General features: G+C 62.2%; 11 protein-coding genes and 2 pseudogenes. 3 read left to right on the forward strand and 10 right to left on the reverse strand.

The genetic code is table 11. The features are described 5' to 3' along the window. Positions 1–89 precede the first annotated feature (89 nt). Positions 90–1,400, forward strand: a complete 1,311-nt coding sequence (locus tag HX823_RS19455) for an MFS transporter (protein ID WP_177076157.1) — start codon at positions 90–92, stop codon at positions 1,398–1,400. A 27-nt stretch (positions 1,401–1,427) separates the two neighbouring features. Then, the gene (locus HX823_RS19460) at positions 1,428–2,504 is read left to right on the forward strand and encodes a nucleoside hydrolase (protein WP_177076159.1); all 1,077 of its coding nucleotides are present in this window, start codon (positions 1,428–1,430) and stop codon (positions 2,502–2,504) included. A 40-nt stretch (positions 2,505–2,544) separates the two neighbouring features. Here the strand turns inward: HX823_RS19460 and metC are convergent. The 10 genes and pseudogenes from metC to HX823_RS19510 all read right to left on the reverse strand — a co-directional run bounded on the left by metC (position 2,545) and on the right by HX823_RS19510 (position 13,028). Next, positions 2,545–5,225, reverse strand: a pseudogene (gene metC / locus HX823_RS19465) (cystathionine beta-lyase). Positions 5,226–5,252: 27 nt separating this feature from the next. After that, positions 5,253–5,900, reverse strand: coding sequence for a glutathione S-transferase family protein (locus tag HX823_RS19470; RefSeq protein ID WP_177076161.1), 648 nt, complete (start codon positions 5,898–5,900; stop codon positions 5,253–5,255). Continuing rightward, on the reverse strand, positions 5,897–6,493 hold the full coding sequence (locus tag HX823_RS19475; RefSeq protein ID WP_177076163.1) for a cysteine dioxygenase: 597 nt from the start codon (positions 6,491–6,493) through the stop codon (positions 5,897–5,899). The genes HX823_RS19470 and HX823_RS19475 overlap by 4 nt, the downstream gene beginning before the upstream one ends. A 16-nt stretch (positions 6,494–6,509) precedes the next feature. Then, complete coding sequence (locus tag HX823_RS19480) at positions 6,510–7,334, reverse strand: amino acid ABC transporter ATP-binding protein (RefSeq protein WP_177076165.1); 825 nt, start codon at positions 7,332–7,334, stop codon at positions 6,510–6,512. Further along, positions 7,321–8,004 (reverse strand): amino acid ABC transporter permease, encoded by a 684-nt coding sequence (locus HX823_RS19485; RefSeq protein WP_038851189.1) that lies wholly within the window; start codon positions 8,002–8,004, stop codon positions 7,321–7,323. Before HX823_RS19485 ends, HX823_RS19480 begins: the two co-directional genes overlap by 14 nt. After that, entirely contained in the window at positions 7,994–8,719 is a 726-nt protein-coding gene (locus tag HX823_RS19490) for an amino acid ABC transporter permease (protein WP_016977968.1), read from the reverse strand. Before HX823_RS19490 ends, HX823_RS19485 begins: the two co-directional genes overlap by 11 nt. Next, a complete protein-coding gene (locus tag HX823_RS19495; protein ID WP_177076167.1) occupies positions 8,716–9,918 on the reverse strand; it encodes an aminotransferase class I/II-fold pyridoxal phosphate-dependent enzyme in 1,203 nt (400 codons plus the stop codon). The genes HX823_RS19490 and HX823_RS19495 overlap by 4 nt, the downstream gene beginning before the upstream one ends. After that, positions 9,915–11,406, reverse strand: a pseudogene (locus tag HX823_RS19500) (FAD-binding oxidoreductase). Before HX823_RS19500 ends, HX823_RS19495 begins: the two are co-directional and overlap by 4 nt. After that, the gene (locus HX823_RS19505) at positions 11,399–12,205 is read right to left on the reverse strand and encodes a transporter substrate-binding domain-containing protein (RefSeq protein WP_177076169.1); all 807 of its coding nucleotides are present in this window, start codon (positions 12,203–12,205) and stop codon (positions 11,399–11,401) included. Before HX823_RS19505 ends, HX823_RS19500 begins: the two are co-directional and overlap by 8 nt. 1 nt (position 12,206) lies before the next feature. Then, complete coding sequence (locus tag HX823_RS19510) at positions 12,207–13,028, reverse strand: transporter substrate-binding domain-containing protein (RefSeq protein ID WP_038851184.1); 822 nt, start codon at positions 13,026–13,028, stop codon at positions 12,207–12,209. A gap of 244 nt (positions 13,029–13,272) precedes the next feature. On the opposite strand from HX823_RS19510, the gene HX823_RS19515 reads away from it, so the two are divergent. Further along, positions 13,273–14,124, forward strand: a complete 852-nt coding sequence (locus HX823_RS19515) for a LysR substrate-binding domain-containing protein (protein WP_038851183.1) — start codon at positions 13,273–13,275, stop codon at positions 14,122–14,124. Positions 14,125–14,301 lie beyond the last annotated feature (177 nt).

The following is a 14,301-nucleotide window of genomic DNA, read 5'->3' on the forward strand; positions in this document are numbered from 1 at the left end:
TGCCTTTGGAAGTCGCTTCTACAGCACTCCGAAGTGCTGGAACAAAAGCGGCTGTATAAAAACCATAAGTCACCGCCAGGAGACACCCAATGCCCATTGCGAATGCAGCGCCCGCGACCTCGGTCGCAGACCCCGTCAACACGCTCTACCACAAGATCACCTGGAAGCTGATCCCCTTCCTGTGCTTCTGCTACCTGGCCGCCTACCTGGACCGCATCAACATCGGCTTCGCCAAGTTGCAGATGCTCGATCAGTTGCAGTTCAGCGAAACCGCGTTCGGCCTCGGCGCCGGGCTGTTCTTTGTCGGCTATATCATCTTTGAAGTCCCCAGCAACCTGGTGCTGGAGCGGGTCGGCGCGAAGATCTGGATCGCGCGCATCATGATCACCTGGGGCCTGCTCTCGGCCTGCACCATGCTGGTCACCTCCACCACCCAGTTCTACATCCTGCGTTTCCTGCTCGGCGCCGCCGAGGCGGGCTTTCTGCCGGGTGTGTTGTACTACCTGACTACCTGGTTTCCCACCCATCGGCGCGGGCGCATCATCGCGTTGTTCATGATCGGCCTGCCGCTCTCCAGCGTGATCGGCGGCCCGCTGTCCGGCTGGATCATGGGCCACTTCGACCACATGGGCGGCCTGCGCGGCTGGCAGTGGCTGTTCCTGATCGAAGCGGTGCCCAGCGTGTTGCTGGGCGTGCTGACCTTCTGGGCCCTGCCCAACACCTACCAGCAAGCCAAATGGCTGTCGGACGAGGAAAAAGCCCTGTTGGAAACCGAGCTGCGCAAAGACGACGCCGATGGCGCCGCCAGCAAGCACAGCTTCCGCGACGGTTTCTTCAACCTCAAGGTGTGGATGCTCGGTGGTATCGACTTCTCGATCCTGCTCAGCGCCTACGCCATGGGCTTCTGGATGCCGACGTTCATCCGCAACGCCGGGGTCACCGACACCTTCCATATCGGCGTGCTCACTGCACTACCGAGCGTCGCCGCCCTGCTCGGCATGCTGCTGATTGGCGCCAGCTCCGACAAACACCGCGAACGCCGCTGGCACATCATCGTGCCGTTTTTCATCGGCGCGGCGGCCATGGCCACCAGCACGTTCTTCACCCATAACGTGGCGGCCACGGTAGCGCTGTTCGCGATTGCTTCGGCGGCGATCATCGGCGCGGTGCCGGTGTTCTTCAGCCTGCCGGCGACCTTTCTCAAAGGCACGGCGGCGGCCACCGGTTTTGCCCTGGCCTGTTCGGTGGCGAATATCGCAGGCTTGGTGAGCAACTCGTTGATGGGCGTTGCGATCGACGTCACAGGCAGCAGCGCCGGTGCCTTGTGGTTTTTCGCCGGCTGCCTGATCCTCAGCAGCTTCCTGGTCATCGCCTTGCCGGCGAAACTGGTGAACCGTTAACAACAACAATTTTTCGGATGAATCACCATGCAAGGTTTCCTGAAAAGCTGCGCGCTGCTGGTTGCCGTCGGCCTGTGTGCCGGCACCGTCCAGGCTGCGGAAAAAGTCATTTTCGACACCGACTTCAACGTGCTCAACGATGACGGCCAGGCCTTCATCATGCTCGCCCAGCTCCATGCGCAAAAACGTATCGAGTTGCTGGGCATGACCCTGGTCAGCGGCAACGCTTGGGTTGACCAAGAGCAGGTCGATGCGCTCAAGGCCGTTGAACGCATGGGCGTGGAGAAAGAGGTTGGCGTCTACTCCGGCGCTGCCTACCCGTTGCTGCATGACTACGCCACCTACGAGGCGGAAAAGGCGCTGTTCGGCTCCGGCTGGCCGGGGGCATTCAAGAACCCCCGCCCGACTTCGCCCACGCAGTTGATCGCACCGCCGGATGGCCTGGCGACGCACACCCCATTGCGCAAGGAAACCGCCGCGCAATTCATCGTCGACAGCGTACGCGCCAACCCGCATCAGGTGACGATCCTGGCGGTCGGCCCGCTGACCAACGTCGCCCTGGCGATCCGTTCGGCGCCGGATATCGTGCCGCTGATCAAGCGCATCGTGTACATGGGCGGCGCCCTGGAGATTCCGGGCAACACCACACCGGCGGCGGAATTCAACTGGTGGTTCGACCCGGAGGCCGCAAAGATCGTGCTGCGCTCGCCGATCGAACACGTGATTTTCCCGAACGATGTGTGCGAGAAAGTCACCTTCGATAAAACGGTGTACCAGCGCGTGATTGCCCAGAAAGGCGCGATTGCCGACCTGTACAAGCACGAGTTCGGCCCGCTGTTCGACAAGGATCCGAGCTACCACAGCTTTACCTGGGACAGCTTGCCGGCGCTGTACCTGGTCAACCCGGACATCGTCACCGAGTCCCGGGAACTGTGGGTCGATGTGGACGCCACCTTCGGCGCCGACTACGGCCGTGCACTCGGCTACCAGAAAGGCGCGCCCGTGGGCACGCAGAAAGCCAAGGTGGTGTTCGGCGTGGACCAGAAGAAATTCTGGGATGGCTACGTCAACCTGGTGACCCTGCCAACGCCGGTCAAGCACTGACCGGCGAACGCTCCCACCCACGGTGGGAGCGTTTTTTGCCTTAGCCCGCCAGCGCAAACCCGCGTTGCAGGTCCTCGATCAGCGCCGCCACATCTTCCAGTCCGATATGCAGGCGTACCACCGGGTTCAGCCTTCGGTCCGCCGCGCTGTCGCGGTCCTGGGTATCGGCCACGGTGACCAGGCTTTCATAGCCGCCCCACGAAGCGCCCAATCCGAACAGTTGCAGACCGTCGATGAAGCGCTCGAGATAGGCCGGGTCAGCGCTGCTCAACTCAAATGAGAGCAAGCCATTACTGCCAGTGAAATCCCGCCGCCACAGCGCGTGCCCCGGATGTTCGGGCAAGGCCGGATGGAACACGCGCTTGACCTGCGGCTGCGCCTGCAACCACAGCGCGACATCCAGCGCCTGTCGCTCATGCACATCCAGGCGCGAGGCCAGAGTGCGTGCACCGCGCAGGACCAGATAGGCATCGTCGGCACTCACGGCATTGCCGAAGGTATCGCTCATCCGGCCCAGCGCCGGCCACGCGGCCTGGGTGGTGGATACGCTGCCCATCATCACGTCGCTATGACCGCTGAGATATTTGGTGAGGGCCATGATGGAGATGTCTGCGCCCAACGCCAGCGGTCGATACAGGTAGCCCGAGCCCCAGGTGTTGTCCACGGCCAGCAGGACATTGCGCGGCTTGCACAACGCGCCAATGGCGGGCAGGTCGCACAGTTCGTAGAGCAACGAACCCGGGACTTCGGCGTAGACCAGTTTGGTATTGGCTTGCAGCTGGGCTTCCAGGCCTTTGCCGTCCGGCGAAAAATAGCTGACTTCAATGCCGAACGGCTGCAGGAACTCGCGAGCCAACTTGCGCACCGGCGAATACACCGCATCGGTGATCAGCACGTGATCGCCGGGGCGCAGATACGCCAGGAACACCTGGGCCGCTGCAGCCAGCCCGGTGCCGTAGAGACGAGTGCGATAGCCGCCCTCCAGTTCGGTGACCAGGTCTTCCAAGGCATGGGAAGTCGGGTTGCCGCGTGCGCCGTAGGTCAACACCCGCTCGCTGTCACGGCGGGCACGGGCGTCGCGCATCTGCGCCAGGTTGTCGAACAGCACGGTGCTGATGCGTGTAATCGGCACGTTGACCGCGCGGCCGCCATGGCCTTTTTCGGTGCGAGCCGCGTGAATCAACCGAGTGCGCACCCGCGATGGAGCGGCCAACGGCTTGAGGCTGGCGATCTCCGCCGTGCTCATCTGCGCCAACAGGCCAATTTCCCAGGCCAGGTACTGGCGCGCAGCGTCCTTGTTGCCACTGTGGCGGTCGTGGGTGAAGAACAGGAAGTCTATGCACTGAGCGTCGGGCGGGTTTTGCGGGTCCTCACTCACCGGCAGACCGGCCGCGGCCCAGGCGGCGAAACCGCCGTCGAGCAGCTGCGCCTGTAACCCTTGGGCGGCGAAGGCGGCCAACGCAGGATCATCCGCCACCAGTACCAGCGGACGCTGATCGGTTTCCAGCAACGAACGGATCGACCACCGGGAACCGGGAATATGCCCCTTTCGAAAGACCATGCTCGGGCGCAGGTCGATCAGGTTGACGTCCCCCAAGTCAAAAGCACGAGGGCTGATCAACGGCAGCGGCTCATACGCCACCGGCTGCAACACCGGCAAGGCCAGCCCGCTGTCGATGCCACCGTTCAATACATACGCCTCATGCCCCAACTGGCAACAATCGGTGCACGCACACCATCACTGTCCACCAGCACAATGCGCGCCTGGCGCACGCCGATGTAAAGGTCGGTGGACTGGATCAACTGCCCCCCCGGCGTATGTTGCGCACCCGGCAATGTGCCGAGTGCGAACTCTTCACCCGTGCGCACGTCGCACAGAAACAGACTACGTTGGGCGTCATCGGCCCACTGGCGCACCTGATCCGCCGACACCGTCACCACCCCTGCCCGCTCGGCCAGTCGCTGCGCCGCCTGGCGCTGCTGGGCAAGATCGCTGCTGACGTGATCCGCATATCGCCGGGTGCTGCCGTGTTCCAGTTGGAAATCTTCCAAGTACCAGCCCTGGGTGCCGTTTTCCAAGGCATAGATCGGATTCTTCAGACCCAGGTTGATCAAGGTCTGCGCGCCGATGATGCTGCGGGTGCGCCCGGCGCAGTTGACCACGATGGGCGTGCTGTCATCCGGCACCAGGTCATGCACGCGGTAGCCCAGTTCACCATTGGGGCAGCAGATGGAGCCGGGAATGGTCATCTTGCGGTATTCATCGAACGGCCGACCGTCCAGCACCACCAACGGTTCGCCGCGCGCTTGCCAGTCCGCCAATTGCCGAGCAGTCACATGCGGTGTGTGGCTGGCCTCTTCGACCAACTCGCCAAACGCCTTGGATGGCACGTGCACCCCGGCAAACAGCTGCAAGCCGGCGGCCTGCCAACCTTCGGCGCCCCCCTCCAACACATGCACGCGGCTATAACCCAGCACCCGTAAACGTTGCGCCGTGCGCGCCGCCACATCACCGCCATCCTGGTCGTAGATCACCAGGCGCACCTGGGGGTTAGGCGCCAGTCGGCGTACCTCCAGTTCCAGACGGCTATAGGGCAGGTTCACCCCGTGAAACAGGTGGGCTTCACCGTATTGGCCGTGTTCGCGCACGTCGAACAGGGCGATTTCCTGCCCGTCGAACAGCCATTGCTGCAGTTGACTGGGGGTGATGGTCTGGCTCATGGAAGTCCCAACAATTGAAGAAAAGAGTTACTGCAACGCCAACGAACGTTCGCCCGCGGCCACTTCGCGACCCTTGGCATAGGCACGCTGCACCGCCGGCCGCGCCTTGATGCGCTCACGCCAGGCCTGGATACGGGGGTAATCGGCCAAGTCCTGGCCCTGCCGCTGCGGTTGAATCCACGGGAAGATCGCCATGTCCGCCACCGAGTATTCGCCCGCAACATAGGGCACCTCGGCCAGGCGTTGTTCCAGCACCCGATACAAGCGTGTGGCTTCGGCGTTGAGCAGGTCGAGGGCAAACGCAATCGGCTCCGGAGCCTTCTCCTTGAACAGCTGCAACTGGCTCAGATACGGGGTGATATGCCCCACCTGCCAGAACAACCATTCCTGGACCTTTTGCCGCTCGGCGGTGCCCGCTGGTGGCAAGAACTGCCCGGCGCTGTCGGCCAGGTAATTGAGGATCGCGCCGGATTCGAACAGGCTCAGCGGCACCTCCGGGCGATAGTCGACAATCGCCGGGATGCGCCCATTGGCACTGATGCGCTGGAAGTCCGCCTGTTTTTGCTGGCCTTCGCGGATATTCACCGGCACCAAGCGGTATTCCACCCCCAGCTCTTCGAGCAGGATGCCGACCTTCAAGCCGTTGCCGGTTGGCCAGTAATAAAGGTCGATCATGCGTAGGCCTTGATCGACGGCGCCATCTGCGAGGCGTTGTAGTTGAGGATGCGACCGTCCGCTTCCACGCCATACCGGCCGTTCAGCGATTCCAGCGGCAAGCCATACAGGTGGAAATGCAACGTCGCCTGCTCGCCCTCGACCTTGATGCCATGCAGGTCTTCACCGAGGAACGAAATCGAGGTGCCCGGCTGCACGATCACTTCTTTCTCCAGCGTCAGGGTGGTGAACCCCGGCTCGCGACCTTCATCACTGCGGGCATAGACGTAGTTGATCTCCTGGCCTTCGATGGCACTGATGATCGCCCAGGTCTCGTGGTTATGCGGGATCGTGCTTTTGCCCGGCAACAGCGAATTCAGGTAGAGCGTCGGCGTATCACCGTCGTCATTCAGGCGATAGCGGAACGCCGTGCTGCCCTGCCCCGGCACCGGCGCGGGGAATTCATAAAAGTTGAACAGGTCGCGGCGCTGGGCGAGGTTTTCCAGCAGCCCAACGATTTCATCCAAGGCCGCGCGGTCTACGCCACGCTGGTTGATGACGCGGATCTGCTGCAAAAACGCTTCGATCACGTCGGCACGGTTATCGATACTCATCACGAATTTCCTCTTATCAGACAGACAGGCTGTAACGGCTCAAGTTGGTCAACAGGTACGGGTCGTGGGCGATGGGGCCACGGCGCCCCGTGTCGCCCAGGGCATGGCGCAGGAACGTCTGAGTGCGTTCGCTGGCCGGGTTCTGGAAGATCTGCTGCGCGCTGCCATGCTCGACAATCACGCCGTTTTCGGTGAAATACACCACGTCGCTGATCTCTTCGGCGAAGCGCATTTCGTGGGTGACCAACACGCAGGTCATGCCCTCTTCGGTAAGTTCGCGGATCACCGTCAGCACTTCGCCGACGGTCTCCGGGTCCAGTGCCGACGTCACTTCGTCAAACAGGATCAGCTCCGGACGCATCGCCAGGGCACGGGCAATCGCCACGCGTTGCTGCTGGCCACCGGACAGTTGGCCGGGATAGGCATCGGCCTTGTGCTCCATGCGCACCTTGGCCAGCAAGGCGCGGGCGTCTTTCTCGGCGTCGGCACGGTTGCGGCCCAGCACCTTGCGCGGGGCGATCACCAGGTTTTCCAGCACCGACAAGTGCGGGAACAGGTTGTACTGCTGGAACACAAACCCGACGCGTTTGCGCAACTCGATGCGCTGGGCTTCCTGGGCCAAGGTATCGACCTGGGTCTGGCCCACGCGGATGCTGCCGCGCTGGGGCTGCAACAAACCGGTGATGCATCGCAGGATCGTCGACTTGCCCGAGCCCGACGGGCCAATGATCGACACCGCCTGGCCGCGCAGCACCTCCAGGTCGATGCCCTTGAGCACCGGGTTGGCGCCGAACGACAGGTGTACGTCCCGCAGGCTCACCAAGGGTTCAATAGAAGGCATAACGGCGCTCCAGGTGTTGGGTGAGACGGGAAATCGGGTAGCAATAGGCAAAGAACAGCACCAGCAGGCTCAAGTAGATCAGCACGGTAAAGCCAGTCATGTTCACGGTGTTGCTGGCGATCTGTGCGGTGTCGATCACGTCATGCACGCCCACCAGTGAAGCCAGCGCGGTGCCCATGGTGACCACGGCGTACAGGTTCATCCACGGCGGCAACATGCGCTTGAAGCACTGCGGCAGGATGATCGAACGGAACAACTGGCCACGGGTGAACGCCAGGGAACGCGCGGCTTCCCACTGGGTGCTGGGGATCGAACCGATGGCGCCGCGGAAGATCTCCGCCACGTTGGCGCTGGCCGGCAACGCCAGGCCGATGGTGACCTTGACCCAATCGGGGAACGACACGTAGCTGCTGCCGATGTGGATCTCGAACGGAAACACATAGGTGGTGAAATAGATCAGCACCAGCCACGGCGCATTGCGAAACACCTGCACCCACAGCCGCGCGACAAAGCCCAACGGCGACAAGGCCAACGCACCGATCAACAACCCCAGCACCGAGCCCAGGGCAATCGCCACCACGCTGATCAGGATGTTCTGGCCGAAACCGGCCACGAGTGCCGGTGACCATTGCAGCAACGCCGACAACACCGGGAATGAATCAATGGCCATAGCCGGGCATCCTCAGGCGCGCTTCCAGCCAGCGCCCCACACAATTGACGATAAAACTCAGCAGGCCGAAAAAGCTCAGGATCAGGATCATCAGTTCCAGCACGTTATCGCTCTGGGTCCAGATCATGATGGCCGCGTAGGTGATGTCGCCCACCGCAATCGCGGAAGCCACGGCGGTCATCTTCACCAGGTCGATCAGGTTGTTGATCAGCGACGGCAGGGCAAAACGCAGCGCCAGGGGCAACTGCACATTCCACAGCAACTGCCGGCTGCTGAAAGCAAGGGAACTGGCAGCTTCCAGGGTCACGGCAGGCACTGCTTCGATGCCGGCGCGCAAAGCCTCGGCATGAAACGCACCTTTGTGCAGGGAGATCACGATCACCACCCAGGCAAACGGCGTCAGCGGGTTGGCCGCACCGACTGCCTGGGTCAGCAGCATGTTCAGCACGAGGAATGCGCAGTACAGCTGCACCAGGGTCGGCGTGTTGCGCGTGACTTCGACGAACACCCGCGCCGGTTTGGCCAGCCACGGGTTACCCGAGGTGAGCATCGCTGCGAGCGTGATGCCCGCCAACAGGCTGCCAATAATGGTGAACAGGCACAGCAGGCCAGTGGTCAGCGCGCCCTGGACCAGCGTGCCACGCTGGTAGGCATCCAACAGAAAGTTGTAGTTCAGGCCGATACCCGCAGCCCAATGGACAAAAACCTCCATCATTGCAACTTTCCGCAGGCGCTTGCGATACGCCGTCCGGCTTCTGCAACGCTGTCAGTCGCCGTGGCGATGGACAGGCGGAACCACGGCGACAGGCCATAGGCACTGCCCGCCACTCCGGCGACGCCCTCCTCCAACAGCCAGGCCACCAGGTCATCGTCGTTGTTGACGCGCTGGCCGTCCGGGCGAACGCGTCCCAGCAGCCCGGCGCAACGCACGAAGACGAAGAAACCGCCCTGGGGCTCCAGGACCTCAAGGCCGTCAACGGCTGCAAGCGTTTCCACCAGAATATCCCGGCGCAATTGATAAGCCGCGACGTGCTCCGCAAGAAAGTCCAGCCCACCGTTGTAAGCCGCCAATGCAGCCGCCTGGCCCACCGAGGACGCACCAGAAGTGGATTGGGATTGCACCACTGCGATGGCATCGGTCAAGGTTTTCGGCCCCGCCCCAAAGCCGATGCGCCAGCCCGTCATCGCGTAAGTCTTGGACACGCCGCCCACCAGCAGACAGCGGTCGAGCAAGTCCGGAGCGACGTTTAACAGGCTCTGCGCAGGGCGGCCGTCGAAACGGATGTGTTCGTAGAGTTCATCCAGCAGGACCAGCACCTGGGGATGACGACGCAGCACTTCGGCCAACTCGCGCAGTTCGGTTTCGCTGTACACCGCGCCGCTCGGGTTGCCAGGGCCATTGAGGATCAGCCAGCGCGTACGCGCAGTGAGGTGCTGTTCCAACTGGGCCGGCAGCAGTTTGCAGCCCTGCTCCAGCCCACATGCGATGAACACCGGCTCGCCGCCATTGAAGCGCACGCTGTCGGGGAACGACGGCCAATAGGGTGTCGGCACCAGCACTTCATCACCGTCATCCAGGGTCGCGGCAAACGCGTTGAAGATGATCTGCTTGGCGCCGTTGGCGATCACAATGGACGACAGTGGATAGTCCAGGCGGTTTTCATCCGCGAGCTTGCGTTGCACGGCCAAGCGCAAGGCTTTTACACCGGGCGTCGGCGTGTATTTGGTGGCACCGCCCGCGATCGCGGCATAGGCCGCCTGCTTGATGTGTTCGGGGGTATCGAAATCCGGCTCGCCGGTGGTGAGATCGAGGATATCGCGCCCCGCCTCGCGCAACTCAGTGGCGCGGGATTTGGCGGCGGCGTTGGCGGACAGCGACACCCGCTGCACGCGTTGGGACAGGCGTAGGGTCATGGCTGTACCTCAAGGACTTTGCCGGGGTTGAGCAGGTTGTGCGGATCCAGCGCCTGCTTGATGCGGCGCATCAGGTCCAGCTCCACCGGGCTTTTATAGCGGCTGAGCAGGCCGACCTTGCGTTGGCCGACGCCGTGCTCGGCACTGATCGAGCCACCGTGGGCATGGGCACTGTCGTGCACCAGGGCGCTGAGTTCGGCGTAGTGCGCCATGTGCGCGTCCACTGTCGAATCCAGTGGATGGGCCACGTTGTAATGCAGGTTGCCGTCGCCCAAGTGGCCCAAGGTGCGTCACTTCACCTTCGGCCACTTGGGCCACGTTGTAATGCAGGTTGCCGTCGCCCAAGTGGCCGAAGGTGAAGTGACGCACCTTGGGAAAATGCTGCTGCAACAACGCGTCGGTGTGCGCCACAAAGGCGACCACTTGCGAGATCGGCACCGAGATATCGTGCTTCATATTGCGCCCGGCACGCTTTTGCGCCTCGCTCATGTTTTCGCGCAGCAACCACAGGGCTTCGCTTTGCGCCAGGCTTTCAGCGATCAGGGCGTCGCTGATCAACTGCTTTTCGAAGGCCTCGCCAAGCACCGCTTCGAAGGCTTCGCGGGCATGGCTTTCGCCGTGGTTGTCAGAAAGCTCAATCAGGGCGAACCAGGGCTGATCGGCCGTCTTGAACGGCTGCGGGCCTTCCGGAAACTGATCGCGCAACAGCGCCAGGCAATCAGCAGTGAGTAATTCAAATGCCGTCAGGCTCGCACCAAAACGGGCACGGGCATGGGACAGAAAAGCGACGGCTTGCGCCAGCTCATCAAACGCCAGCAATGCGGTCGCCTGGGCCTTGGGCAGCGGAAACAGCTTCAAGGTGGCAGCCGTGATAATGCCCAGGGTACCTTCGCTGCCGATATACAGGTCGCGCAAGTCATAGCCGGTGTTGTCCTTGCGCAACCCGCGCAGGCCATGCCAGATCTCGCCTTCGGCGGTCACCACTTCCAGGCCCAGGGTCAGCTCACGGGTATTGCCATAACGCAGCACGCCGGTGCCGCCGGCATTGGTGCCAAGGTTGCCGCCAAGGGTGCAACTGCCCTCAGCGCCGAGGCTCAGGGGAAACAGGCGATCGGCTGCACGGGCCGCGTCCTGGACAGTCTGCAGGATGCACCCGGCTTCCACGGTCAGGGTGTCGTTGTCGGTGTCGACCGAGCGCACGCGGTTCATGCGATCCAGCAACAGCAACACCGAACGTCCGCTGGCATCCGGCGTAGCACCGGCCATCAACCCCGTATTGCCACCCTGCACCACGATGGGCGCCTTCAGCGCCACGCAGGCACGCACCACCGCCGCCACTTCCTCGGTGTTGGCCGGATGCACCGCCGCGATCACGTGGCCGGTGTAGCGGCCCTGTTTGTCAGTGAGGCAGTGCGCCGCTTGCTCGCTGGTTTGCACATGGGCCGCGCCGAGCAACTGTTGCAAGGTGGCGAACAACTCATCACTCATGGCTGTATTGCTCATGCAAATCGCGCAGGGCCTGGGACGGCGCCATGCCGGTACGCTCGCCGAGGGCGATCAGGAAACCGCTTTTATGCCAACCCTTCACGATGGCATCGAGCTTGGCCTGGGTGTCGTGTTCGCCCTTGCGGATCCAGATCACCGAGTTGGACGGAATCAGGTCGCCCGGCAACGGGATTTCATAGCCCTCCCACTCGGCATCACTGAGCAAAGCGTGTATGGTCGGGCTGACGTGCACCGCCGCCACACATCCATTGCCGCGCAGCGACAACAGCGACTCGGACTGGCTGCGGAACGCCTTGATCTGTGCGCCGTAGGTCTCTTGCAGCGGTTTTATGAAGTTGCTGCCCTGGGACACGCACACCGGTTTGTCCTTGAGGTCGGCCCACTGCTGGATGCCAGCGCCTTTGCGGATCAACGCCGCGCCGCCGACTTCTTCGTAGGGCGTAGGCACGTAATCGAGGATCTCGGCACGCTCTTCGGTGAACTGCATATTGGCGATCAGGATGTCGACCTTGCCCTGCTGCAGGAACTGCACGCGGTTGGGCGCCAGTACCGACACGGTCTTGGTCTCGACACCCAGCGCCTCGCCGATGCCCTTGGCCAGTTCGACGTTGTAGCCCAGGTGCTCACCGGTCTTGGGGTCCAGGGTGCCGAACGGTGGCCCGCTGAGAATCACCCCGACGCTGATGGCGTGGCGTTGCTGGATCTTGTCGAGGGTGGCATCGGCCTGGGCGAAGCCAGCGCACAGCGCCAGGCCGAGGGCGGTGAAGGTCTTGAAGTGCATATCAGGCGCCCTTGAACTGTTGCTGCAATTCCACCAACGCAGGTGAAGCCGGGCTGATGCGGTTGCGGGTCTGGGCATCGATCAGCCAGCCGCTGCGGTGCAGCTCCTTGACGATCGGATCGAGCTTGGCCTGGGTATCGCTTTCGCCGCGACGGGTCCAGATCACCGAAGGCGCCGGGTTGAGTTCCGGGGTGATGACGCGGTAGTCCTTCCACTCAGGGCTGTCATTGATCAGCGGGTTGATCAGCGTCGAGTCATGCACCGCCGCCACGCAGTTGTTGCCACGCAGGGCCAACAAGGATTCGGAAGAACTCTTGAATGCCTTGAGCTGCGCGCCGAACTCAGTCAGCGGCTTCACGTAGCTGCTGCCCTGCGAAGTGCACACGGGCTGATCCTTGAGGTCTTCCCAGCGGGCGATCTTGCTGTCCTTGAGCACCGCCGCCGCGCCGCCAATACGGTAGAACGGGGTCGGCACAAAACCGAGGATCTCACCGCGCTCGGCGGTCCATTCCATATTGGCGATCAGCAAGTCGACCTTGCCCTGTTGCAGGAACTGCACACGGTTGGCCGGCAACACCGGCACCAATTGCACCTCTGCCTTGAGTTGACGCCCCAGTTCGTTGGCCAGGTCGACGTTCAAGCCCTTGGGCTTTTGCGTGGCCGGGTCAATGCTGCCGAATGGCCCGCCAGACAACAGCACGCCGACCACCAGCACATGACGCTGCTCGATCTTGTCCAGGGTCGCATCGGCCTGCGCCGCCACACTGCTGCCCAACGCGATGATCGACCCGAGGGCCACCGGCAACCATTTTTTCAACTTCATTGGACTTCCCCCTGGCAAATGATCGGCGTACCCCGACCTGATGGAGGGGCATGCTAGGGAGAGTGTGGGGGCAACGGAAATGCAAATATCTCATATCGTTATAACTTGTCGTGTCTGCACGACCTACGATTACGACATATGCCACTATTTACGGGGCGCGCTAAAAATACGCTTCACCCATACATAAATATCTGTAATGTTTAACTTCACACCCTTGATATAAAAACCGCCTCTGGAGCCGGCCATGTCGACCCTTGACCTTGAACTGCTGCGCACCTTTATTGCCGTGGTCGACCACCACAGCTTCGCCGGCGCCGGTATGCACCTGTCGCGCACCCAATCGTCCGTGACCCAGCACATGCAACGCTTGGAGCAGCAAGTGGGGGTCAGTCTGTTCGAGAAGCGTGGCCGGCAAAAGCAACTGACCGAGCCTGGCTTGCAGTTGCTGCGCCATGCGCGGCAGATGCTGTCGTTGAATGACGATGCGTTGAATTCGCTGCGTGAGAGCAGCCTGAGTGGTGTGCTGCGTATTGGCTCGCCCCACGATATTGCTGACACGATACTGCCGCCGATCCTCAGTCACATCGCCCGCTCGGCACCGCGTTTGCGGTTGGAGATCGATGTGGGGCGCAGTCCGTTTTTGATGGATGACTTGCATCGGGGCAAGGTGGATATGGTGATTTCCACGCGGTCCGATCCGAATCTTGAGGGGTTTGCGTTGCGCACGTCCCCGGTGTGGTGGATTTGTTCGGCCCAGTATATTCACCAGCCGAGTGAGCCGTTGCCGTTGATTCTGGTGGATGAGCCGAGCATTTATCGGCGTTATGCGCTGGAGGCGTTGGAGCAGGCGAATATTCCTTGGCGCCAGGCGTATCTGGCTTCGAATTTGATCGGGATCAAGGCGGCGACTCGGGCGGGGTTGGGGGTGACGCCGCGGAGTATGGAAATGCTGGGGCCGGATATGCGGGTGTTGGGGGAGACGGATGGGTTGCCGCGGTTGCCGGAGGTGACGTATTACCTTTGGATTCGGCCGAATACGGCGAATCCGATTGCCAGGAAGGCTTATGATTTGATTCGGGGGAGTCAGGGGTTGTGATTGGGGGCATATCCGATATTTGGGTAACGGCGGCTTAAGGTTCCGCCCTTACGGCGGGTCACTTTGGAAAAGCCCCAAAGTAACCAAAGGGCTCTTGCCCCAACACTCGGCACCTCGCTTAGGCTCGGTGTGCCCTCACTCCGGCTTGAATCCGTGGGCCGCCGCGATGGGCCATCC

It is taken from the genome of Pseudomonas sp. P7759, assembly GCF_013386445.1.
Classification (GTDB): domain Bacteria; phylum Pseudomonadota; class Gammaproteobacteria; order Pseudomonadales; family Pseudomonadaceae; genus Aquipseudomonas; species Aquipseudomonas azotoformans_A.